Below are 19,872 nucleotides of genomic sequence, written 5' to 3' on the forward strand. Positions count from 1 at the left end.
AATATGGCCCAATCGCCGCGCAACACTTTGGCCATGACGCAGCGACGATGACGCCGCGTTCAGGGGTGACAGCGCCCCGTCTTTACGTTTTGGTCAACCGGAAATGAGGAGGCACCGATGGAGGCACCTGTGACTCAATATCCCCATATGCTGGCCCCGCTTGATCTGGGCTTTACCACTCTGAAAAACCGCGTCCTGATGGGCTCGATGCACACCGGTCTGGAAGAAACCAAAGACTGGAATCGGGTGGCGGAATTTTACGCTGAACGCGCCCGCGGCGGCGTTGGCCTGATCGTCACAGGCGGCATGGCCCCTTCCAAAGAGGGCGGCGTTTTCCCAGGTGCTGCCGGGCTGTTTTCCGATCAGGACATCGCCAACCACAAGGTGGTGACAAACCGCGTCCATGAGGCGGGTGGCAAGATCGCCATGCAGATCCTGCACGCTGGGCGCTATGCTTACGGGCCGGAATGCGTGTCTGCTTCACCGATCAAATCCCCGATCTCTCCCTTCCCGCCAAAGGAGCTGGATGAAGAGGGAATTGAAAAGCAAATTCAAGACTTTATCACCGCCGCCACCCGCGCGCGCGAAGCCGGTTATGACGGTATTGAGATCATGGGCAGCGAGGGCTATTTCCTCAATCAGTTCATTGTCACCCATGTGAACAAACGCACGGACCGCTGGGGCGGGTCTTACGAAAACCGCATCCGCCTGCCCATCGAAGTGGTGCGCCGCTGCCGCGAGGCTGTGGGCGAGGATTTCATCATCATCTACCGTCTGTCGATGATTGATCTGGTGCCCAATGGCTCCACCCACGAAGAAGTGGTGCAGCTGGCGCAAGAGATTGAAAAAGCAGGCGCAACCATCATCAACACCGGCATCGGCTGGCACGAGGCGCGCATTCCGACCATCGCCACCTCCGTGCCCCGCCGCGCCTTTGCATGGGTCACCAAAAAGCTGATGGGCAAGGTTGGCATCCCGGTGATCACTTCCAACCGCATCAACACGCCTGAAGTGGCCGAAGAGGTGCTGGCCGAGGGCTGCGCCGACATGATTTCCATGGCCCGGCCTTTCCTCGCGGACAGTGATTTTGTCAACAAAGCCTCCGAAGGCAAAGCCGCCCACATCGCCCCCTGCATCGGCTGCAACCAGGCGTGTCTGGATCACACATTTGGCGGAAAACTCACATCTTGTCTTGTGAATCCAAGGGCTTGCCATGAAACGGAATTACCGATCCTTGCTGCGGATGCGGTGAAGTCCATCGCCGTTGTTGGCGCCGGACCAGCCGGTCTGTCCGCCGCAATGACCGCTGCACAACGCGGCCACAAGGTCACACTGATCGACCGCGCCGACAAACTAGGCGGGCAGCTCAACGTTGCCAAACAGATCCCCGGCAAAGAGGAATTCTGGGGGCTGGTGGACTGGTATGAAGCCATGATCGCCGATCTCGACATCGAGGTCCGCCTGAACACCGAGGCCACCGCCAACACGCTGGCTGGCTTTGACGAGGTCATCATCGCCACCGGCATCGTGCCGCGCGACCCGGGCATTCCGGGCCAAGACCGTCCCGAGGTGATGAGCTATCTCGATGTGCTGCGCGACAAGAAACCTGTCGGCAAAAAGGTCGCCGTCATCGGCGCAGGCGGCATCGGCTTTGACGTCTCCGAATTCCTCGTGCACGAAGGTGAAAGCCTCACCGAAAACCTGCCGGAATGGATGGTGGAATGGGGTGTCTCTGATCCCGAAGAGCACCGCGGCGGCATCGCCCCCGAAGGGGCCCAGCCCCACGCACCGGCACGTCAGGTCACCCTGATGCAGCGTAAGGCCAAAGCGCTTGGCAAAGGTCTTGGGAAAACAACCGGTTGGATCCATCGCGCGGCGCTCAAGATGAAGAACGTCGAGATGCTTGGTGGTGTGAACTACGAGCGGATCGACGATGACGGCCTGCACATTTCCTTTGGCGAAGCGCGTGAAAACCCTCGGGTGATCGCAGTCGACAATGTGGTGATCTGCGCCGGTCAGCTGTCTGACCGCAGTCTGGCCGATGCGCTGGAGGCCGAAGGCGTCACCTGCCACGTGATTGGCGGCGCGGATGTGGCTGCCGAGCTTGACGCAAAACGCGCCATCAATCAGGGCACACGTCTGGCCGCAAGCCTGTAAGGCCCTGATGAGAAAACCAAAGGGGAGCGCTGGCCGCTCCCCTTTTTTGTTGCCCGCACAAAAGAAAAAGCCCGAGTTCACAAGGAACCCGAGCTAAGGTTGCTTTCATAGAAAGCCAGGGAAAATTACCAGTTGGCCGGGCCTTTGTCGCCAAAAGCGTGGACCAGAAAGTCGATAAACGCGCGCACCTTGGGCTGCGTAAAGCGCCCGGGCGGGTAAACGGCATAAATGCCTTGTGTCTCAATCGGCAGATCCGGAATGGCTTCCTCAACCAGCCCCTGCTCCAGCGCATCCGCATAGAGGAAGTTCGGAAGATAGGCGATGCCGAGGCCAGATTGTGCTGCATTCAGAAGGGATTGCCCGTCATTCACCGAAAGCCAGCCCGCCGTGCGCACCTGCCGCTTTTCGCCTGACGGCGCGGTCAGTTTCCAGACAGCGCCATTGGCCTGACTGGAATAATGCAACAGTTTGTGGTGGTTCAGATCGTCAATTTTCTCCGGGCGGCCGTATTTCTCAAAATAGGCCGGGCTCGCGATCATACGTTTGGTGGTCTCAGCCAATTTGCGCGCCCGCAGGGTGCTGTCTTCCAGCTCCCCAATGCGGATCGCCATATCAAAGCCCTCAGAAATCAGCTCCACATAGCGGTTGTTCAGCACCATATTCACAGTGATATCAGGGAATTCCGCCAGAAAGTCGCCCAGCACAGGGGAGAGGTGATTGACCCCAAAATCTGTCGCCACAGAGATCCGTAACAGACCCGAAGGCGCCGATTGCATCGAGGTCACCAGCGCATCCGCCTCACCTGCGTCATTCAAAACCCGCCGGGCGCGGTCATAATAGGCCAGACCAATCTCCGTGGGTGAGACACGGCGGGTGGTGCGGTTCAACAAACGCGCGCCCAAACGGGCTTCGAGGGAAGAGACGTGCTTTGACACCGCAGATTTGGAAATGCCCATCTTCTTGGCGGCATCCGTGAATCCGCCCTGATCCACAACAGTGGCAAAAGCTTCCATCTCGGTCAGGCGATCCATGCTGGTGTCCTCTACTTACTCGCTTGAGCACCATCTATGACGCCGGAATCGGGCAGGATATGGGCAGAGGCCGGACAATATCGGGGTTTTCATGGGATCGTTTGCGGCATGGAAACAGGGAAACATTCGGTTTCCACAGCCCATAAGGCCCCAGAAACACAGAAAAAACCGCTCTCAACTTATGTGAAAGGCTGCCCGGTCAGTTCAGGCCACTAACATCTCTATTGTGCACAGACTCGCCAGAAAGACGGGTCGGCCCGCCGATCAGTCGCCCAATTTGGCGTGAACCTCGTCCAGATCGATTTCCCCAATCGGCATTTTGTTGGCCGGATTCTCGAAATCATATTTGAACAGGTGGAAATCGCGTTTGTAGATTTCATAGACCAGATGCATCGACAGATCGTCGAAATAGTCCTCAACCGGATGCGCGCGCTTGGGGCCGTGGCCCTCGGATTCGTTGAAGCGCGGGATGCTCGCCAGATCCACCGCATGCGGCGTCTCGATCTGATCCAACACGCTCTGCATGCCGTCGTTGAACTGCTCGGTCCAGAAAATCTTGTCGTAGGCGCCGCCGTTCACGATGAAGGTTGAGATATGGCCCGACATGGCCGACCAGTGAATGTCCGGGTCCATCGGGCGCCGCCAGCGAATGGTGTCGCGTGCAAACAGCAGGAAGCGGCGGAAGCTCTGGATCTGGTCAAACTCCTGCTTGCCGTCATCGCCGCCCACTTCGATCCCGTATTTCTGCACCAGCATCGGCACCAGATTGCCGCGATAGCGTTTGCCGTTGCGCTGAATGCCGCAGATCTTGTCAAAGAAAGACGACAGAATGCGCGTGTAAGGATTGCGCACACAGGTGAACGCATAAGAGCGGTGGTCACGTACATTGTCGGTGATCGGCTGGTGGCTGCCTTCCAGCGCCCATTTGTGCATCCCGCCCTTGGCGTCATGGATGTCACCGTCAAAAAACGCGCCATGATCGGAGTAATACATGATCTGCCCGATCGTCGAGCAAGCGCATTTGGGCACCACACGGTACACCACGCTCTCACTTTCCGTCATCCAGGTGCCGGGAAATCCCATTGCTCTGCCTCCGTTACCGCCGTGCTTCGCTCAAATGCCACGATCTCTGTACGTATTTTAAAATTCCAAACAAAGTCTGTTTATTCAACGCGTGTTCATCTTTAAATGGATAATTACAAGACGTCAAAGTGGGGATCAAAGAGGCTAGATGGCGAGAATTGCTTACATTCTTCTGTGCCACAAGGATCCCGAAGCCATCATCAAACAGGCGGAGCGCCTGACGGCCACGGGTGACCACATCTCCATTCACTTTGATGCGCGTGCCAAACCGGAGCATTTTCGCATGCTGCAAGAGGCGCTGGGGACCAATCCCAATGTGGCCTTTGCCGAAAAGCGGATCAAATGTGGCTGGGGCGAGTGGTCTCTGGTGGAGGCGACGCTGAACGCGGTGGAAACCGCCGTCAAAAAATTCCCGCGCGCTTCACATTTTTACATGCTGTCAGGCGACTGCATGGTGATCAAATCTTCTGAGTACATCCACAATTTCCTGGATGAGAACGATGTGGATTTCATCGAGAGCTTTGATTTCTTTGAGAGCGACTGGATCAAGACCGGCATGAAGGCCGAGCGCCTGATCTATCGCCACTGGTTCAACGAGCGCACGCAGAAGCGTCGTTTTTATACGACCTTCAATCTGCAGAAAAAGCTGGGCCTGAAACGCGAGGTTCCCGCCGACATTCAGGTGATGATTGGCAGCCAATGGTGGTGTCTGCGTCGCCAAACCATCGAAGCAGTGCTGAACTTCACGCAAAAGCGCCGCGATGTGATGCGCTTTTTCCGCACTACTTGGATTCCAGATGAGACGTTTTTCCAGACGCTGGTGCGCCATCTTGTGCCAACCGAGGAAATCCGCTCCCGCACGCTGACCTTCCTGATGTTCACCGACTACGGGATGCCCCTGACCTTTTACAACGATCACTATGATCTGTTGATCAGTCAGGATTACCTCTTTGCGCGCAAGATCAGCCCCGAAGCCTTGGAGCTCAAGGAACGCTTGGGGCAACTTTATGCGGAGAAAGGCGTGCAGTTTCAGATTTCCGCCGAAGGCCCCAGCCTGTTCCGCTTCCTCACCGGACGCGGCCGACAGGGCAAGCGCTTTGCCAGCCGTTTTTGGGAGACCGAAAGTACGCTGGGCCGGGACCGCGAGTTGATGCTCTTGGTATGCAAGAAATGGCACGTCGCCAAACGCCTGCTCGACAAAATCAGTCAGACCACCAACATTCCGACCATTGCCTACCTCTTCAACGAGGAGGGCACGCCGCTCCCCGATCTGGGTGGCATTCAGTCCACTCTGGGCAAACGCACGCGCCACCGCCGCGCGCTGATGCGGATGTTGTTTGACTACTACGACACCGATCGCCTGCTGATCTGCCTCGACCCCAGCGCGCTGGATCTGATGCAGGATTTCTTCAGCGACCGCTCCACCACGCGGATGCTGGAAATCCAGTGTGACTTTACCGATCAGTATCTGACGGGCCACGCCATCAGGATTGGCCTCGCCGGAGAGCAGACCCCTCGGGAAACATTGGAACGGCTCCTGCCAACCATCAAACGGGACATCTTCAACGAAAGTGACCGCATCCGCGACGCCGGCTTTGAGAACCTCTCCCGTATGATCGAAGGCGGCACTGAGGAAACCCATGTAAAAGCCCTGACGGACTTCCTGCATGTGAACGAGGAAGCCGCCCGCGAAGTCGCCCGCACGGACTATCTGTTCAGCGACTAAGCGAGGTGCCTTTGCCCGCCGTACCGGCTCAGCGGCTGCGCGTCAGCTCAAGGAACACATCTTCAAGATCGGCCTGCTCGGTCTTCACATCCTGTATGGAAATCCCGGCAGCCCGCACCGCGTTGAGCACGTCTTCAGCCGAGGTGGCATTGGCCTGATAGCTGATCGCCAAAGCGCCGTCGGCGCGCCGCTCCACCGAAAGACCGTCGGCTTCGGGCAGCGCATCAACTTCGCCTGCGGGCTGGATCACCATGCATTTCTGATCGATATGGCCCAACAGGTTGCGCGTGCTGTCCTGCGCCACCAGCTCGCCTTGGTTGATGATCGCAATCTCATCACACATCTCCTCCGCCTCTTCGAGGTAGTGCGTGGTCAGAATGATCGTTGTGCCCTGCTCTTCGTTCAGCCGCCGCACATTGCGCCACAACATCTGGCGCAGCTCGATATCCACGCCGGCGGTCGGCTCGTCCAGCACGAGCACCTGCGGCCCATGCACCAACGCCTTGCCAAGCAACAGCCGCCGCCGCATCCCGCCAGAAAGCGTACGCGCATAGGCGTCAGCCTTATCAGACAGCCCCACCATCTCCAGAATGGCATCGCTTTGCCGCTGCGCCTTTGGCACACCATAAAGGCCCGCCTGCACCTCAAGCGCGCCGCGCGGGGTGAAGAAGGGGTCAAGGTTCAGCTCTTGCGGCATCACGCCAATCGCCGCGCGGGATTGGCGTGGATTTTCATCCTGATCAAATCCCCAGATGCGCACGCTGCCAGAGGTCTTGGCCACCAGCCCCGCCATGATGTTGATCATGGTCGATTTCCCGGCACCGTTGGGGCCTAACAGACCAAAAATCTTGCCCGCCGGCACCGAAAGATCGACCCCTTTAAGGGCGTGCTTCTCTGGCTCGCCGCGGCCACCCCTGTAGGTCTTCTGCAGCCCGCGGATTTCAATCGCATTCTGAACCATGACCGCTCTTGCCCCTCGCTGTGCAATCCATAATATTTGCCCTATCGAAACGGGGCCGGTATCACAACCAACTCCCCGGAAATTGCCAAGTCACAGGCGCATGCCTGCCCCAGCCAAAGGACGTTTGCGATGACGATTGCCGCCCCTGAAACCAAGATCGTTGACAGCTATCGCATTGCCTGTGACGGCGGCGAGGGAGCCTTGGGCCATCCCCGTGTCTGGTTGCAGATCCCAAATGAACACGGCTGGGTCGAGTGCCCCTATTGCGACTGCAAATACATCCACAAAGACTTCGAAGACAAAGTCGCCTAAGCGATCCACCCGCGCCGAGGTGCCTTACCGAGGCACCCATCGGTTTTACAAATGGGTCTGGGCAAACTGCCGGTCTGGGGCTTCAAGATGGGCCACAGAGTTGAACTGGGCCAGCAATGGCTTGCCCAGAACCATCTGCCAGCGGTGCACTGAGGTGTTCTGGATCGCCAGACACATCTGCGCCCAGCCGTCCACGTCAAGCGAGAGCGTCTGGCGCAGCACAGCGCCAATCAAGCCACCAGAGGTGACCACCAGCGCGCGGCCCTCTCCAGAGGCGATCTCCGCCATCGCCGCCTTCACCCGCGCATCAAAATCGGCGTAGCTTTCCGGCACATCTTGAATCTCGCCCTCCTGCCAGGCGCGCAACACCCTTGGCATATGGCGCACAAAGCCTTCCCGGTCTGAAGGCACCTCCAGCCCGAACTGCTCTTCCATCAGACGGGACAGATCAAAATAGGCAAATTCATTCAGACGCGGATCTTCCACGATCTCGGCAAACTCTGCCGCACCAAGGCTCTCCGCCGTCTCCCGATGCCGACGCATACTGCCGACATAGACCCGCTGAAACCGCTCACCATTGCCACGCAGATGCGCGCCAAGCCATGCGGCCTGCTGATGCCCGAGAGGCGACAGCTTGTCATAGCTGTGTTCATCGCGGGCTTCGGTGTTGGCCTGTCCGTGGCGCACAAGGGTGATGTGAGGCATCTGCGACCTTTCTCAACTACAGCGGTGGCCCATGCGTAACGAAGCGATGCGCCATGGGAAAGCGAATTCGCCGCCACCGGCTTGCACTTCCCCTGCCGCAGGTTAGGGTTTGGCCATTCACAAATGAGGCCCATCCATGCTCAATCCCGACCGCTTTCTTCAAGACCTCCATGCGCTGCGCGCTATCGGTGCGGCGGGCGTTGGCAAAGGTGTGCAACGGCGGGCCTTTAGTGCAGATGACATCGCCGCCCGCCAATGGCTTGCCACCCGTTTTGAAGAGGCAGGGCTGACGCCGCATTTTGACCCTGCCGGATCGGTCTGGGGATTGGCTGAGGCACCCTCGTTGCTGCTTGGCTCGCACTCAGACACCCAGCCCGAAGGTGGCTGGCTCGACGGGGCGCTTGGGGTCATCGCCGGTCTTGAAATCGCCCGCGCCAACAAAGAGAGCGGCGGCCCGCCCGTGTCCGTTGTGTCCTTTCAGGACGAAGAAGGCCGCTTTGGCGGCACCACCGCCAGCGCGCTATGGAGCGGTGTGACCCAGCTCGACGAGATGGATCAAGTGACAGATGACGCGGGTATCACTTTCGCAGAGACCCGACAGAGTATGGCGCATCTGGATCAGGGCTGGGTTGATCCCGCGCAGTTCACTGGCTTTCTGGAAATGCACATCGAGCAAGGCCCCTGGCTCGATCTCGCAGGTGAGCAAATCGGTGTTGTGACCGAAATTGTCGGCATCCGCGATCTCAAGATCACCTTTGACGGCGCACAGAACCATGCTGGCACCACCCCCATGTCCACCCGCAAAGACGCATTTCAGATGCTGTCCGCGTTCAACCAATCTCTCAATGCAGCCCTGACCGATATCGTCACAGACACCACAGTCTGGACCATCGGCCATGTCTCCCTGCATCCCAACGCCAGCTCCGTAGTCCCCGGCAGCGTGACCTTCTCGATGCAATGGCGCGACGGGTCCGAGACCCGCCTGCAAGACATGGACACACTGATCAGAAAGCTCGCCAAAGACTGCGCCACCCGCCTTGGCGGACGTGTCTCTTTTGGTGGCGAATGGAGCTTGCCTCCGACACAGATGAACCCGCGCCTTAAGGCCGCGCTGTCGGACGCAGCAGCCGAGTTGGCCCCGGATGCGCATCGCCTGATGCCCTCCGGCGCGCTGCATGACGCGGCCAATGTGGCCAATATCCTGCCGGTCGGCATGCTCTTTGTGCCCTCCATCAACGGCGTCAGCCATGTGTTTGAGGAAGACACCGCCGAAACAGATCTGGTCAAAGGTCTGGAAGTGCTCGCCCGCGCGGTGTCGCGCTTGGCCAACTGAAGTATGTTACCTCGACGAGAGACAAGGCGGCCCCTTCAAACGTAGGGGGCCTTAGCTGCGTGCGTATCCCTTACGCAGGGCTTTGCGCCGGAACCCATCCGCCGCCAAAGACGCATCGCGCAGGTTGCCAAAGATGCTGATCATGGTGCGGCCTTTGCCGCCCTTCACGCCCCATTCGCGCATTACAGAGACCTCTTCAAACAAGTTCATCGCGATCTCCACCCGGTAGTATCTTGGGCGGGTGCGCAGCGCTGGTTTGTACATGATGCAGATGGCCATGAGGTGATTCTATTGCAGAGAGTCAGCGGACGCAACTTCGCATCGCGCAGGTCTGCAAATTTGGCGGACCAACTTGGCCAGCCTCCAGCCGTCACTCAGTGATGTTGAGCAACACCGCTTCCACACGGCGATTGGCCTCCCGCCCCGCGTCCGTGCGATTGCTGGCAACGGGCGCTAGATATCCCGCCCCTCGGGCCTCAACCTGCTTGGATGGCACGCCATGCTGGCTGACCAGCCGGTCTTTCACCGCCTGTGCCCGCTGTCGCGAGATGCGGGTGTTCACATCCAGCGCCCCCTGACTGTCGGTATGCCCGACCAGCGCGATGCGTGTCTCGGCATTTGCCTTCAGATAGGCTGCGAGCGCCTCCAGCGAGGCAAACTCCCGATCCGCCAGCTTGGAGGCTCCGGTCTCAAAAGACAGATCATCCAGCACCACATGCCCAGTGCCTTCAATCTGCGCACTCAAATCTGACAGGGATTTTGTGGACACAGCCTCCTGGCCGTCCGGCGAAATCTCCGCCACGCCTTGAAAACCGCCGCCACCTGTTGGTGCCAGAGGCTCTGGAGCCACGGTGTTGGCCGGAGATACGCTTTCAATCTGCACCATGCCTGCCTGCACGGTTTGGCTCACCAAAATCCAAACCGCCTCCAGCCCGGTATCGGTGTCTTTGGTGCCTGACAGAAAGAAGTAATCCGACAGATCCACAAACATCTTTGGCGGCGGCAGGACGTCGATCCCGAAGCGGAAATCAAACCCGCCGCAACCATCGGATTCACATTCAAAGACAACATCATACCCCTGCTGGCGCATCTGCGCCGCAAGCGTGGCGGTCAACATGCCCGTGCCGCGAAACCCGCGCGAGATACGCCAGCTGCGCCGTGTCACATGACCCGGCAGGCTGCGCGTCGGCATCACGCCATCAGCAAACCGCCCAACTGGCAAAGTCAAAACACCCTGAGGCTCAAACACATCGGCCATCAACTGACCTTCGCCTTCGAACTGGGGCTCAAATGCCCAGCACGCCAAAGGCGCCATGATCGCCAAGCCTATCGCTAGGGCCGTTTTCATCTTGCTAGTGCGTGATACTCTTCGTTGGGTTTCATGTTGGTCGCGGAGGCCACACGATTGGACATGTTATAGAACCCCGCCACATTGGCGATATCCCAGATGTCCTGATCGGAAAAGCCAACATCGCGCAGCTTTTGACGGTCATTTTCTTCAATTGTACTCGAAGCCACCGTCATCTTTTCAGCAAAGGCCAGCATCGCATATTGCCGCGCATCCAGATCCGCCACACGCCAGTTCATCACCATTTTTTCGCCGAGGCTCGGATCACCCGAAAGCTGCCGCACCGCAGCCCCATGCGCCACCAGACAGTAAAAACACTTGTTGATCGAGCTCACCGCCACCGCAATCATCTCGCGCTCAAGCTTGCTCAGCCCGCTCTCTCCCAACATCAGATCATTGTAGAGCGCGGTGAATGCATTGAGCTTCTCCACCGTGATGGCATAGGCCTTCAACACGTTGGGCACCATGCCCAGCTTTTCCTGACAAATCTCAAAATAGCGCTGTGTCTCCGGTGGCAGCGGGTCCATCACCGGAATGTCGAGTGCGGTTGGCATCTCTGTTGTGCTCATGGTCTTTCCCCTCCCTCAAGCGTTTGTTTTCTGGCGGTAATGATACTGTCCCACAACGCGCATCCCGAGGGAAGCATAGAGGGCATTCGCCCCTTCGTTCGCTGTGGTGCAGATCACCGAAAGATGTGTGCCGCCGTGCTGCTGCACCCAGATCGCCGCACGGCGCATCAAAAACTGAGCAACGCCCTGACGGCGTTGATGCGGTAGAATTTCAAGCGAGTGCACCATGCCGATGCCCTCATGCATAGCGAGGAAAGATGCCCCCGCAGGCTTGTCGTTCCAACGCGAAATCATCCCGGTTTTCGGACCTTCTGCACGGCGCATCACATCGATACGTTCGGGGCCAACCCCACCTGCGGCCCAGATCTCTTCCATGATCTTGAGCGGCTCCCAAGCGGGGATTGCCGCCGTGCGCGGCGGCTCTTCTTGCGAAAGCGCCTCCACCTCGATCACATACATGATGACAGGATCAACGACGTCATAGCCGCGCGCAGCCAGCGTCGCATCCAGAGCCTCTTCGCCCTCACGCAGCTGAAACAACAGGCCCTGCCCAAGCGCGGTCATAGCTTCTTCCGCACGGGCAATATCACTGTCGTCATAGGGGCCCAACGCGGTGGCCGCAGACACCCGCTTGCCTCCGCCCTTGCCTTCGCGAATGAGAAACGGCCCAACCGCAAAGCTCCGCGCTGCGGGCCATGTGGCATCTACGACATCATAGAGCTGCCGCGCATCCGGCGTCGCCCTCATGCGAACAACCCAGAGAGCCGCGCCATGACGGCATCAATCCGCGCACCATCCGTGCCGCGCACCACCACATTGGCCCCGTAAACGCCATTGCGCTGATAGGGATAAGAGCCAATCGACAGATCGGCAAACTCCTCAGCCAACTCTCCCAGAGGCCCGGCAATCTCGCCTTCGCCGCGCTCAATGCGCAGGGTCTGGCTCAGCAATGGTGCGCCACCTGTAAGCTTTGGCAGAACACTCGCCACCATCGCCTGAAAAACCGACGGCACACCGGCCATCACGTAGACATTTTCCACGACAAATCCCGGCGCAACCGACACCGGATTGTCGATCAGGCTCGCCCCATCGGGGATACGCGCCATGCGCTGGCGCGCCGCGTTAAATTCCTGCCCGGCATTGTCATAGTGCTTTTGCAACAGCGCTCGCGCATCATCACGAATATCGATATGCACACCAAAAGCCTCGGCCACACAATCCGCCGTGATGTCGTCATGGGTCGGCCCGATCCCGCCGGAGGTGAAGACACTGTCATATTCACCCGACAGGGAACGCACCGCGCCAATGATCTTCTCCGGCACATCCGGCACAACACGCACCTCAGCCAGCGTGATCCCCTGCTTGGTCAGCTCGCCCGCAAGATAGTGCATATTCGCATCGCGGGTTCTTCCCGACAGGATTTCATCACCGATAACCAGCATGGCGGCAGTAGGGTTTGTCATGATCTCATTCCTTGTCAGCAGCTTAGTGCAGGTATAGGCCTGTCACATGCGCTTTCAAACCCCTCTTATCCCCGCCACGCTGATCCGCCGATACAAACGCTTTCTTGCCGATGCGGTGCTCGAAAATGGCACAGAGGTGACCGCCCATTGTGCCAATCCCGGCTCGATGATGGGGCTGGCGGAACCGGGCATGAAAATCTGGCTTGAGCCCAATGATGACCCGAAGAAAAAGCTCAAATACGGCTGGCGCTTGGTGGAGCATGAAAGCGGCGATTTCACCGGTGTGGACACTTCGGTGCCCAACCGCGCGTTAAAAACCGCGCTGATTGCAGGCGAAATCCCCGAATACGCCAGCTACGAGATGGTCCGCCCGGAGGTGAAATACGGTCAAAACAGCCGGATTGATTTCCTGCTGTCCGGTGCCGACCGCCCTGACCTCTATCTGGAGGTCAAATCCGTCACCCTGTCACGCCAGCCCGGTGTGGCCGAATTTCCCGACAGCGTGACCGCCCGCGGGGCCAAACATCTGCAAGAGCTGATCGAGATGCGCGCGCAGGGCCATGACGCCGCGATGTTCTATCTGGTGCAGCGCACCGATGCCGAGCAGGTGACACTGGCCCATGACATCGACCCGACCTATGCCGCCACCTTCGTTAAAGCGCAAGCCGCCGGGGTCGAGGTGATTGCCTATCGCTGCGACATAACGCCTGCGCAGATCACCATCGGCAAACGCCTGCCTTTTCACCTCCCCGAAACCCTTTCTGACGCATAGCATAAGCCCCCTCTGGCGCTTTGAGGCATTTGCCCTTACATAGCGTCGGACCCTAGGTGATGGAGCAGTTCAGATGATCGGCAAAGGCCGCCAAACCCGCGATGGCATTCGCATCTACGCCCCAGGCGACCATGCAGGCATGCACAAAGCAGGCGCGCTTGCCTCGCAGATCCTCGATGAGATCGCAGAGCATGTGTTCCCCGGCCAGACCACGGCCGAGCTGGACCGCCTGATTGAGTCCAAAGTCGTCGCGGCTGGCGCTGAATCCGCCACCATCGGCTATCGCGGCTACCAGCACGCCAGCTGCATCAGCGTGAACCACGTTGTCTGCCACGGCATCCCCGGCAGCCCGATCCCCAAGTGGAACAAAGAGACCAGCGCCCGCAAGGAAGACCCGATGCGCGCCGATGACAAATTGCAGGATGGCGACATTCTCAACATCGACGTGACCGTGATCGTGGACGGCTGGTTTGGCGACACCAGCCGCATGTATGTGGCCGGCAAACCCAAGGCGTTTGCCAAAAAGCTCATTCAGGTCACCCATGACGCACTGATGCTGGGCATCGAAGCCGTCAAACCCGGCAACACCTTTGGTGACATCGGCAACGCCATTCAGACCTATGTGGAGCGCCAGCGCATGTCTGTGGTGCGCGATTTCTGCGGCCACGGGCTTGGCCTCGTGTTCCACGCCCCACCCAACGTGCTGCACTATGGCCGCGCAGGCACTGGCCCAGTGCTCGAAGAAGGCATGTTCTTCACCATCGAGCCAATGGTCAACTTGGGCCGCCCCGAAACAAAAGTGCTCGAAGATGACTGGACAGCGGTAACACGCGACAAATCGCTCTCCGCACAGTTTGAGCACTCCATCGGCGTGACCTCGGACGGCGCAGACATCTTCACGCTCTCCAAAGCCGGTCTCTTCCACCCAACCTGGGGCTAAGACCTAAGCGCTGCCTGCCCCGCGCAGTCCTCCGCCGCCAGCACCCTACGGCAACGCTGATACGAGAAAGGCCGCCCAAACTGGGCGGCCCTCAATCACGATAAACAGTCTGTAGAGTTAGGCGCGGACGCGCTTTACCGCTTTGCCGTTCTTCCAGAAACGATAGATCACGCGCAGCGCAGGCCAGATGCCGTCGGCTTTGGTTTGCACCTTCTTGCCTTGCGAAATGCGCTCGATCTGCATGGTGTACCAGCTGATTTCCATGATCGCCATCGCGTCGATCTTCTTCAGACCGGAGCGGATCGGCGCCACTGGGGACACATGCTTGTTGTTCTGCATCACGTGCTTACCAAACTTCGGATCCACCGCAAACGGACGGGCCACACCGGCCATATCCATTGCACCGGTTCCCAGCGCTTCGCTCATGCCTTCAGATGAGCGGAACCCACCCGTCACCACTAAAGGTGTAGAAATCTGGCTTTTCACCTTTTCAGCATACTCAAGGAAATAGGCCTCACGCTTCAGCGTGCTTTCCTTTTTCGCTTCTTGTTTGCCTTTACGGTTCACCGGGTTTTCCCAGCTGCCGCCGGAAATCTCGATCAGGTCGATGCCCAGCTTGTCCAGACGCTTTGCCACCTCGATGGAATCTTCCTCGGTGAAGCCACCCTTCTGGAAGTCAGAGGAGTTGATCTTGATGCCGACGTTGAAACCAGGGCCGGTGCGGGCACGGGTGCGGTTGTAGATCTCTTCCACAAAGCGGAAGCGGTTTTCAAAGCTGCCGCCCCATTTGTCTTCGCGACGGTTGTGGTGCGGAGACAGGAACTGGCCAATCAGATAGCCGTGCGCGCCGTGCAGCTGAACACCGGTGAAGCCCGCTTCTTCCAGACGCGCCGCCGCTTCGGCAAAGCTGTCGATGATGCCTTCGATCTCTGCGTCGGTCAGCTCGCGTGGCGGCGCAAACATGTCGTTGGGGATCGGCACAACAGACGGCGCCAGCGGTGCATCATTCACCATTTTTGGCGATTGCTTGCCCGGGTGGTTCAGCTGGGGCCAGATGTGGGTGTTGGTGCGTTTGCCGGTGGCTGCCCACTTGCGCAGCAAGTCCATGTTGGTGTCCAGCAGCGCGTCCACAACAAGCGGCTCGTTCATGTGCTTGCCGTCTACCATCATGTTGCCGGTGATCAGCAGGCTCGCGCCGCTGTCCGCCCATGCTTCATAGAGCGACACATGCGCGTCCGTTACCTTGCCGTCCGGCGTTGCCAGCGCTTCATTCATCGAAGCCTTGCAAATCCGGTTGCGCAGAACCGTACCCGATTTCAGCGTCAGAGAATCTCCAAGCGTTGCCATGTCTGTGTTTCCTTGATGTCTGTACAGGCCGGCATGCCCTGTCGCATGCGGCCAGTTTCCATTGTAGTCTTTACGCCGTGCCCACGCCCATTGCAGCGTGAACGGCGTTCTTGCGTTCGAGCCAGCCCGCTTCTTCGCCGGGTGGTGGCAAAACCATGCCCCCTTCAACAACCCAATGCGGCTCGATGCCGATCAGCGTGACGAGAACTTTCGAGAGATCCAGCTTGGCCGCTTCCGCGATCCGCTGGTGCATTTGTTGGTTGAGCTGCTCATAAAGACCGGCGGTGCGGTCTCCTCCGGTGCGGACGTTCCCGTTGACACCCAGAATGGTTCCGCGGCGCATGCTGTAACCGGTCATGAAAACCACATTCACAAACTCGGTTGGCGCGCCGGTCAAGCCACAGTGCACATCCGTGATCACCTGTGCGATGTCAAAACGTGTCTGCTCGGCAAACGGCTTCTTGGAAGCCAGAGTATAAAGCGGCATGAGTCTCCTCCCTCACTGGTTAAATCGGGTAATCAGCACTCCATACCGTGCCTTGGATATAAAGATGCGCGTGAAAAGCTTGGCCAGATAGCTGATGCGCCCCCATGTGGAGAACCGCGTCAGGTTGCCTTTCAGAATGTCCGTGTAGCGCGACTGATCAAAGGCGCCGACGGCCACCTGATCCGGGTGCTGCCCGGTCACGGCACGCCAGCTCTTTTCCACCTCTAGCATGAAGGCTTCACGCTTCTGGGTTTCCAGCCCGTCTGGCACTTCCATGGTCACTGTAGAGGACCGAGACCACTTCCGATCGGTGATCGTGTGCTGCTTGGCCGCAATGTTCCAAATGATGGTCAGTTTGTCGTCGCAGATGTGTTCCGCGTAAAGTTTACGCAAAACCTCTTCCAACGCCTTGATCTGCTCAAGCGAAATCTGACCTTCTTGAATGGCAATAAGTGATCGCATATGTACCTCCCGATCACATCACAATATACGACTGTCGAGGAAAGCCGATGACGTTTGGGGACATCATTTTGACATTTCCGGCCATGTGATTTAGCTTTTGTTCATGTTAGATATGTCCTTAAAACGCCCTGCAGGCAGCATCCGCATCCTGTGCGAAGCAGCGCCAAACTACGGCGTCAGCTCGGAGCAATGCCTGCAAGGAACAGGCTTGGTTACATTCGACCTCTACAACAATGACACCCAGGTGACGATCGCCCAAGAGGTCGCCGTCATTGGCAACTTTCTGAAGCATACCACAAACCGGCCGGGCCTAGGCGTGGAAATCGGACGCCTCTATCGCCCCGAAGTGTTCGGGATCTGGGGCTACGCGATTGTCAGCAGCCCTTCCCTGCGCGCGGGCCTGAAAACCGCCGTGGATTTTGCCAACCTGTCCTTTCTGATCGCCCAGTTCAAACTGGAGCGCGCCGAAAACAGCACTTTGCTGATCTATGACACCGACGGCCTGCCGCCCAGCGTCAAAACCTTCGTGCTGGAGCGCCACCTGACAGTCTTCACCAATTTCACCTCAGAGATTCTACCAAAACTGTCGCTCTCGCAGATGACCGTGGAATCCACGCTCAACGCCCCGGAAAGCGCAGCGGCGATCCAGAAGCTGCTTGGCCTGAAAGTCATTGTGAACAGTGACCGCAACGCCATCGTGGTGCCTGATCACCTGATGGACACACCTCTGCCGCGCCATGACCCCGCGACCATGGAGCACTGCCTGCAGCAATGCCGCAGCCTGCTCAACCTCACCGAGACCGCCCCCAACGACATGCGCTCCAAAGTGCGCGAGGCCATTCTGCTCGACATGAACAACGAGCCCACGATTGCTTCCATCTCGGCCAAATTGGGGGTGAGCGAACGCACCCTGCGCCGCCGCCTGTCCGCAGAAGGCGCGTCTTTCCGGCAGATCTTTATTGAGGCCCGTCTGGCGATCGGCCACGAGCTGCTCAGCACCGCGGGTCTGGACGTCACCACTGTTGCGTGGCGCACCGGCTACTCCGAATCTTCAAGCTTTGTGCGCGCCTTTACCAAGCAATACGGCTACAGCCCGGGCAGCCTGAAACAGAGTGCCTGAGCATTTCTGCTGATTGGGCGCACAGATTGCCGCAACGTCAACTGCATGTCGATCCCTTCTGACACAGTGCCACACCACACATCACAGGGTTGAGGCCAGACATGCCATTGCGCCTGTCTCACGGCCTGTTTCAGCTAGGTCGCCGAGAGCCCACAGCCGTTTTTCTAAAATCTTAACAAAAGATTGCGCCCATCTCCGGTTGCCGCGCGCGGCTTGCATTCTGCGCAAACCTCCCTTTAATTTCGGACTTTCCAGCAACCTCAAAACCACTCCAGATTGAAAATCTGGAACAATAGAGGAATCCGACTGGCCGGAAGTGTCAAAAAAATGTCCTCAAAGACGCTTCCTCAAACCGCTCGATTTTCTAGCATGCAGAAAGGGAGGAATATTATGAATTTTGACTACGTGATCGTAGGCGGTGGATCTGCGGGTTGTGTGCTCGCCAATCGCCTGACCGAAGACCCCAACATCAACGTGTGCCTGCTCGAAGCCGGCGGCGGCGGCAACAGCATCCTTGTGCGCATGCCGGCTGCGGTTGTGGCGATGCTTCCGGGCAAACCGTTCAAGATCAACAACTGGATCATGGAAACCGTTGAGCAGCCCGGCCTGAACGGCCGCAAGGGCTACCAGCCGCGCGGCAAAGCGCTTGGTGGCTCCAGCGCGATCAACGCCATGCTCTATGTGCGCGGTCAACGTCAGGATTATGACGAATGGGCCAATCTGGGCTGTGAAGGCTGGGATTGGGACAGCATCCTGCCCTACTTCAAGAAATCCGAAAACAACGAGCGCGGTGCCGACGACGTTCACGGCAACGGTGGTCCGCTTCAGGTGTCTGACCAGAAAGAAGCGCGCCCGATCACCGCCGATTTTGTCGAAGCAGCCCGCCAGCTGCAGTTCCGCGAGAAGACAGATTTCAACCGTGGCGACAACGAGGGTGTTGGCTACTATCAGGTCACCCAGTTCCACGATGAGGCCAAAAACGGCGAGCGCTGCTCTGCCGCCGCCGCCTACCTCTTCCCGGTCATGGACCGCCCCAACCTCACTGTGATCACCAAGGCCCATGCCACTCGGCTCACATTTGACGGCCTGCGCGCGACCGGTGTGGTCTACAAAAAGGATGGCAAAGGCGCGGACATCACCGTCAACGCCACACGCGAGGTGCTGCTCTGCAGCGGCGCGCTGAAAACCCCGCAGCTTCTGCAACTCTCCGGCGTCGGCGATGCCCAGGACCTTCAGAAACACGGTATCGAAGTGCGCCACAATCTGCCTGGTGTTGGCAAAAACCTGCAGGACCACCTCGATTTCACGCTGGCCTATAAGTCCAAAGACCTCGACAACTTTGGGATCAGCCTGCGCGGCGGCATGAAAATGATGGGCCACCTCAAAAGATGGCGCAAAACCGGTGTCTCGATGATGGCCACCTGCTTTGCGGAAGGCGCAGGCTTCCTGAAAACCTCTCCGTCGCTGGATCGCCCCGACGTGCAGCTGCACTTCACCGTGGCACTGGTGGACGATCACTCCCGCAAACTGCACTACGGCCACGGCTTCAGCTGTCACATCTGCAAATTGCGCCCGGAAAGCCGCGGTTCTGTGACGCTCAAGAGCACGGATCCGTTTGACAGCCCGGCCATTGATCCGGCCTTCCTCGAAGACCGCCGCGATCTGGAAACCATGATCAAGGGCATCCGCATGACCCGCGAGATCATGGAGGCCCCGGCGCTGGCAAAGTACCGCCACAAAGAGATGTTTGGCACGGAACACGCCAAAACAGATGCGGATTGGGAGAAACACATCCGTGCGCGCGCGGACACGATCTATCACCCTGTGGGCACCTGCAAGATGGGTGTCGATGAGATGGCGGTGGTTGATCCCGAGCTGCGCGTCCACGGCATGGAAGGGCTGCGCGTGATCGACGCATCCATCATGCCCAATCTGATCTCGGGCAACACCAATGCCCCGACCATGATGATCGCTGAGAAAGCCGCCGACATGATCAAATCGGACCAGATCAAAGCTGCGGCCTGATGACACACTGACATCCTGCTTCACGCGAACA

The 19,872-nt window shown here is 58.6% G+C and carries 20 protein-coding genes; 8 read left to right on the forward strand and 12 right to left on the reverse strand.

Features of this window, described 5'->3' with window-relative positions; genetic code table 11:
• The first annotated feature begins 129 nt into the window (after window positions 1-129).
• Window positions 130-2,157, forward strand: a complete 2,028-nt coding sequence (locus ACO07T_RS08205; RefSeq protein WP_422049339.1) for an FAD-dependent oxidoreductase — start codon at window positions 130-132, stop codon at window positions 2,155-2,157.
• A 125-nt stretch (window positions 2,158-2,282) separates the two neighbouring features.
• Here the strand turns inward: ACO07T_RS08205 and ACO07T_RS08210 are convergent, their stop codons facing one another.
• Both ACO07T_RS08210 and ACO07T_RS08215 read right to left on the reverse strand, forming a co-directional pair.
• Complete coding sequence (locus ACO07T_RS08210; protein ID WP_209077347.1) at window positions 2,283-3,188, reverse strand: LysR family transcriptional regulator; 906 nt, start codon at window positions 3,186-3,188, stop codon at window positions 2,283-2,285.
• A gap of 264 nt (window positions 3,189-3,452) precedes the next feature.
• Window positions 3,453-4,271: a sulfotransferase family protein gene (locus tag ACO07T_RS08215; protein WP_422048998.1), complete on the reverse strand. Its 819-nt coding sequence runs from the start codon at window positions 4,269-4,271 to the stop codon at window positions 3,453-3,455.
• 148 nt (window positions 4,272-4,419) lie between these two features.
• Between ACO07T_RS08215 and ACO07T_RS08220 the strand changes: the two genes are divergently transcribed.
• Window positions 4,420-5,997, forward strand: coding sequence for a DUF5928 domain-containing protein (locus tag ACO07T_RS08220; RefSeq protein WP_209059927.1), 1,578 nt, complete (start codon window positions 4,420-4,422; stop codon window positions 5,995-5,997).
• A gap of 28 nt (window positions 5,998-6,025) precedes the next feature.
• Here ACO07T_RS08220 and ACO07T_RS08225 read toward each other — a convergent pair whose 3' ends face one another.
• The gene (locus tag ACO07T_RS08225; RefSeq protein ID WP_422048999.1) at window positions 6,026-6,958 is read right to left on the reverse strand and encodes an ABC transporter ATP-binding protein; all 933 of its coding nucleotides are present in this window, start codon (window positions 6,956-6,958) and stop codon (window positions 6,026-6,028) included.
• A gap of 129 nt (window positions 6,959-7,087) precedes the next feature.
• Here ACO07T_RS08225 and ACO07T_RS08230 point away from each other — a divergent pair, with 129 nt between their 5' ends.
• Entirely contained in the window at window positions 7,088-7,270 is a 183-nt protein-coding gene (locus ACO07T_RS08230) for a zinc-finger domain-containing protein (RefSeq protein WP_209059921.1), read from the forward strand.
• 45 nt (window positions 7,271-7,315) lie between these two features.
• Here the strand turns inward: ACO07T_RS08230 and ACO07T_RS08235 are convergent, their stop codons facing one another.
• The gene (locus ACO07T_RS08235) at window positions 7,316-7,975 is read right to left on the reverse strand and encodes a histidine phosphatase family protein (protein WP_422049000.1); all 660 of its coding nucleotides are present in this window, start codon (window positions 7,973-7,975) and stop codon (window positions 7,316-7,318) included.
• 136 nt (window positions 7,976-8,111) lie between these two features.
• On the opposite strand from ACO07T_RS08235, the gene ACO07T_RS08240 reads away from it, so the two are divergent.
• A complete protein-coding gene (locus ACO07T_RS08240) occupies window positions 8,112-9,308 on the forward strand; it encodes a hydantoinase/carbamoylase family amidase (protein ID WP_422049001.1) in 1,197 nt (398 codons plus the stop codon).
• 51 nt (window positions 9,309-9,359) lie between these two features.
• Here ACO07T_RS08240 and ACO07T_RS08245 read toward each other — a convergent pair whose 3' ends face one another.
• From ACO07T_RS08245 to ACO07T_RS08265, 5 genes are all read right to left on the reverse strand, one after another.
• The gene (locus tag ACO07T_RS08245) at window positions 9,360-9,587 is read right to left on the reverse strand and encodes a WGR domain-containing protein (protein ID WP_209059910.1); all 228 of its coding nucleotides are present in this window, start codon (window positions 9,585-9,587) and stop codon (window positions 9,360-9,362) included.
• Between the two features lie 91 nt (window positions 9,588-9,678).
• Complete coding sequence (locus ACO07T_RS08250) at window positions 9,679-10,656, reverse strand: OmpA family protein (protein ID WP_422049002.1); 978 nt, start codon at window positions 10,654-10,656, stop codon at window positions 9,679-9,681.
• A complete protein-coding gene (locus tag ACO07T_RS08255) occupies window positions 10,653-11,225 on the reverse strand; it encodes a peroxidase-related enzyme (RefSeq protein ID WP_422049003.1) in 573 nt (190 codons plus the stop codon). The genes ACO07T_RS08250 and ACO07T_RS08255 overlap by 4 nt, the downstream gene beginning before the upstream one ends.
• Before the next feature lie 15 nt (window positions 11,226-11,240).
• The gene (locus ACO07T_RS08260; protein ID WP_422049004.1) at window positions 11,241-11,972 is read right to left on the reverse strand and encodes a GNAT family N-acetyltransferase; all 732 of its coding nucleotides are present in this window, start codon (window positions 11,970-11,972) and stop codon (window positions 11,241-11,243) included.
• The gene (locus tag ACO07T_RS08265) at window positions 11,969-12,688 is read right to left on the reverse strand and encodes a competence/damage-inducible protein A (protein ID WP_422049005.1); all 720 of its coding nucleotides are present in this window, start codon (window positions 12,686-12,688) and stop codon (window positions 11,969-11,971) included. The genes ACO07T_RS08260 and ACO07T_RS08265 overlap by 4 nt, the downstream gene beginning before the upstream one ends.
• Before the next feature lie 46 nt (window positions 12,689-12,734).
• Between ACO07T_RS08265 and sfsA the strand changes: the two genes are divergently transcribed.
• Window positions 12,735-13,460: a DNA/RNA nuclease SfsA gene (gene sfsA, locus ACO07T_RS08270; protein WP_422049006.1), complete on the forward strand. Its 726-nt coding sequence runs from the start codon at window positions 12,735-12,737 to the stop codon at window positions 13,458-13,460.
• A gap of 73 nt (window positions 13,461-13,533) precedes the next feature.
• A complete protein-coding gene (gene map, locus ACO07T_RS08275) occupies window positions 13,534-14,400 on the forward strand; it encodes a type I methionyl aminopeptidase (protein WP_209059881.1) in 867 nt (288 codons plus the stop codon).
• Window positions 14,401-14,517: 117 nt separating this feature from the next.
• Here map and ACO07T_RS08280 read toward each other — a convergent pair whose 3' ends face one another.
• The 3 genes from ACO07T_RS08280 to ACO07T_RS08290 all read right to left on the reverse strand — a co-directional run bounded on the left by ACO07T_RS08280 (window position 14,518) and on the right by ACO07T_RS08290 (window position 16,696).
• A complete protein-coding gene (locus ACO07T_RS08280) occupies window positions 14,518-15,747 on the reverse strand; it encodes an NADH:flavin oxidoreductase/NADH oxidase family protein (protein WP_209077327.1) in 1,230 nt (409 codons plus the stop codon).
• A gap of 70 nt (window positions 15,748-15,817) precedes the next feature.
• Window positions 15,818-16,234, reverse strand: a complete 417-nt coding sequence (locus ACO07T_RS08285) for a hypothetical protein (protein WP_209077325.1) — start codon at window positions 16,232-16,234, stop codon at window positions 15,818-15,820.
• Window positions 16,235-16,246: 12 nt separating this feature from the next.
• Window positions 16,247-16,696 (reverse strand): hypothetical protein, encoded by a 450-nt coding sequence (locus ACO07T_RS08290; RefSeq protein WP_209085920.1) that lies wholly within the window; start codon window positions 16,694-16,696, stop codon window positions 16,247-16,249.
• Between the two features lie 112 nt (window positions 16,697-16,808).
• On the opposite strand from ACO07T_RS08290, the gene ACO07T_RS08295 reads away from it, so the two are divergent.
• A complete protein-coding gene (locus tag ACO07T_RS08295; RefSeq protein WP_422049007.1) occupies window positions 16,809-17,816 on the forward strand; it encodes an AraC family transcriptional regulator in 1,008 nt (335 codons plus the stop codon).
• A 390-nt stretch (window positions 17,817-18,206) separates the two neighbouring features.
• Window positions 18,207-19,841: a GMC family oxidoreductase gene (locus ACO07T_RS08300; RefSeq protein ID WP_422049008.1), complete on the forward strand. Its 1,635-nt coding sequence runs from the start codon at window positions 18,207-18,209 to the stop codon at window positions 19,839-19,841.
• The last annotated feature ends 31 nt before the right edge of the window (window positions 19,842-19,872 follow it).

The sequence above is a fragment of the Shimia sp. genome, from assembly GCF_965227725.1.
GTDB lineage: Bacteria > Pseudomonadota > Alphaproteobacteria > Rhodobacterales > Rhodobacteraceae > Shimia.

Excerpts from the sequence above, each read along its gene's own strand:
- ACO07T_RS08225 (WP_422048999.1), bottom strand. The coding sequence starts at position 6,958 with ATGGTTCAGAATGCGATTGAAATCCGCGGGCTGCAGAAGACCTACAGG.
- ACO07T_RS08210 (WP_209077347.1), bottom strand. The coding sequence starts at position 3,188 with ATGGATCGCCTGACCGAGATGGAAGCTTTTGCCACTGTTGTGGATCAG.
- ACO07T_RS08260 (WP_422049004.1), bottom strand. The coding sequence starts at position 11,972 with ATGAGGGCGACGCCGGATGCGCGGCAGCTCTATGATGTCGTAGATGCC.
- ACO07T_RS08285 (WP_209077325.1), bottom strand. The coding sequence starts at position 16,234 with ATGCCGCTTTATACTCTGGCTTCCAAGAAGCCGTTTGCCGAGCAGACA.
- ACO07T_RS08295 (WP_422049007.1), top strand. The coding sequence starts at position 16,809 with ATGTCCTTAAAACGCCCTGCAGGCAGCATCCGCATCCTGTGCGAAGCA.
- ACO07T_RS08240 (WP_422049001.1), top strand. The coding sequence starts at position 8,112 with ATGCTCAATCCCGACCGCTTTCTTCAAGACCTCCATGCGCTGCGCGCT.
- ACO07T_RS08290 (WP_209085920.1), bottom strand. The coding sequence starts at position 16,696 with ATGCGATCACTTATTGCCATTCAAGAAGGTCAGATTTCGCTTGAGCAG.
- ACO07T_RS08280 (WP_209077327.1), bottom strand. The coding sequence starts at position 15,747 with ATGGCAACGCTTGGAGATTCTCTGACGCTGAAATCGGGTACGGTTCTG.
- ACO07T_RS08230 (WP_209059921.1), top strand. The coding sequence starts at position 7,088 with ATGACGATTGCCGCCCCTGAAACCAAGATCGTTGACAGCTATCGCATT.
- ACO07T_RS08300 (WP_422049008.1), top strand. The coding sequence starts at position 18,207 with ATGAATTTTGACTACGTGATCGTAGGCGGTGGATCTGCGGGTTGTGTG.
- ACO07T_RS08235 (WP_422049000.1), bottom strand. The coding sequence starts at position 7,975 with ATGCCTCACATCACCCTTGTGCGCCACGGACAGGCCAACACCGAAGCC.
- ACO07T_RS08220 (WP_209059927.1), top strand. The coding sequence starts at position 4,420 with ATGGCGAGAATTGCTTACATTCTTCTGTGCCACAAGGATCCCGAAGCC.
- ACO07T_RS08215 (WP_422048998.1), bottom strand. The coding sequence starts at position 4,271 with ATGGGATTTCCCGGCACCTGGATGACGGAAAGTGAGAGCGTGGTGTAC.
- ACO07T_RS08255 (WP_422049003.1), bottom strand. The coding sequence starts at position 11,225 with ATGAGCACAACAGAGATGCCAACCGCACTCGACATTCCGGTGATGGAC.
- map (WP_209059881.1), top strand. The coding sequence starts at position 13,534 with ATGATCGGCAAAGGCCGCCAAACCCGCGATGGCATTCGCATCTACGCC.
- sfsA (WP_422049006.1), top strand. The coding sequence starts at position 12,735 with ATGCGCTTTCAAACCCCTCTTATCCCCGCCACGCTGATCCGCCGATAC.
- ACO07T_RS08250 (WP_422049002.1), bottom strand. The coding sequence starts at position 10,656 with ATGAAAACGGCCCTAGCGATAGGCTTGGCGATCATGGCGCCTTTGGCG.
- ACO07T_RS08245 (WP_209059910.1), bottom strand. The coding sequence starts at position 9,587 with ATGGCCATCTGCATCATGTACAAACCAGCGCTGCGCACCCGCCCAAGA.
- ACO07T_RS08265 (WP_422049005.1), bottom strand. The coding sequence starts at position 12,688 with ATGACAAACCCTACTGCCGCCATGCTGGTTATCGGTGATGAAATCCTG.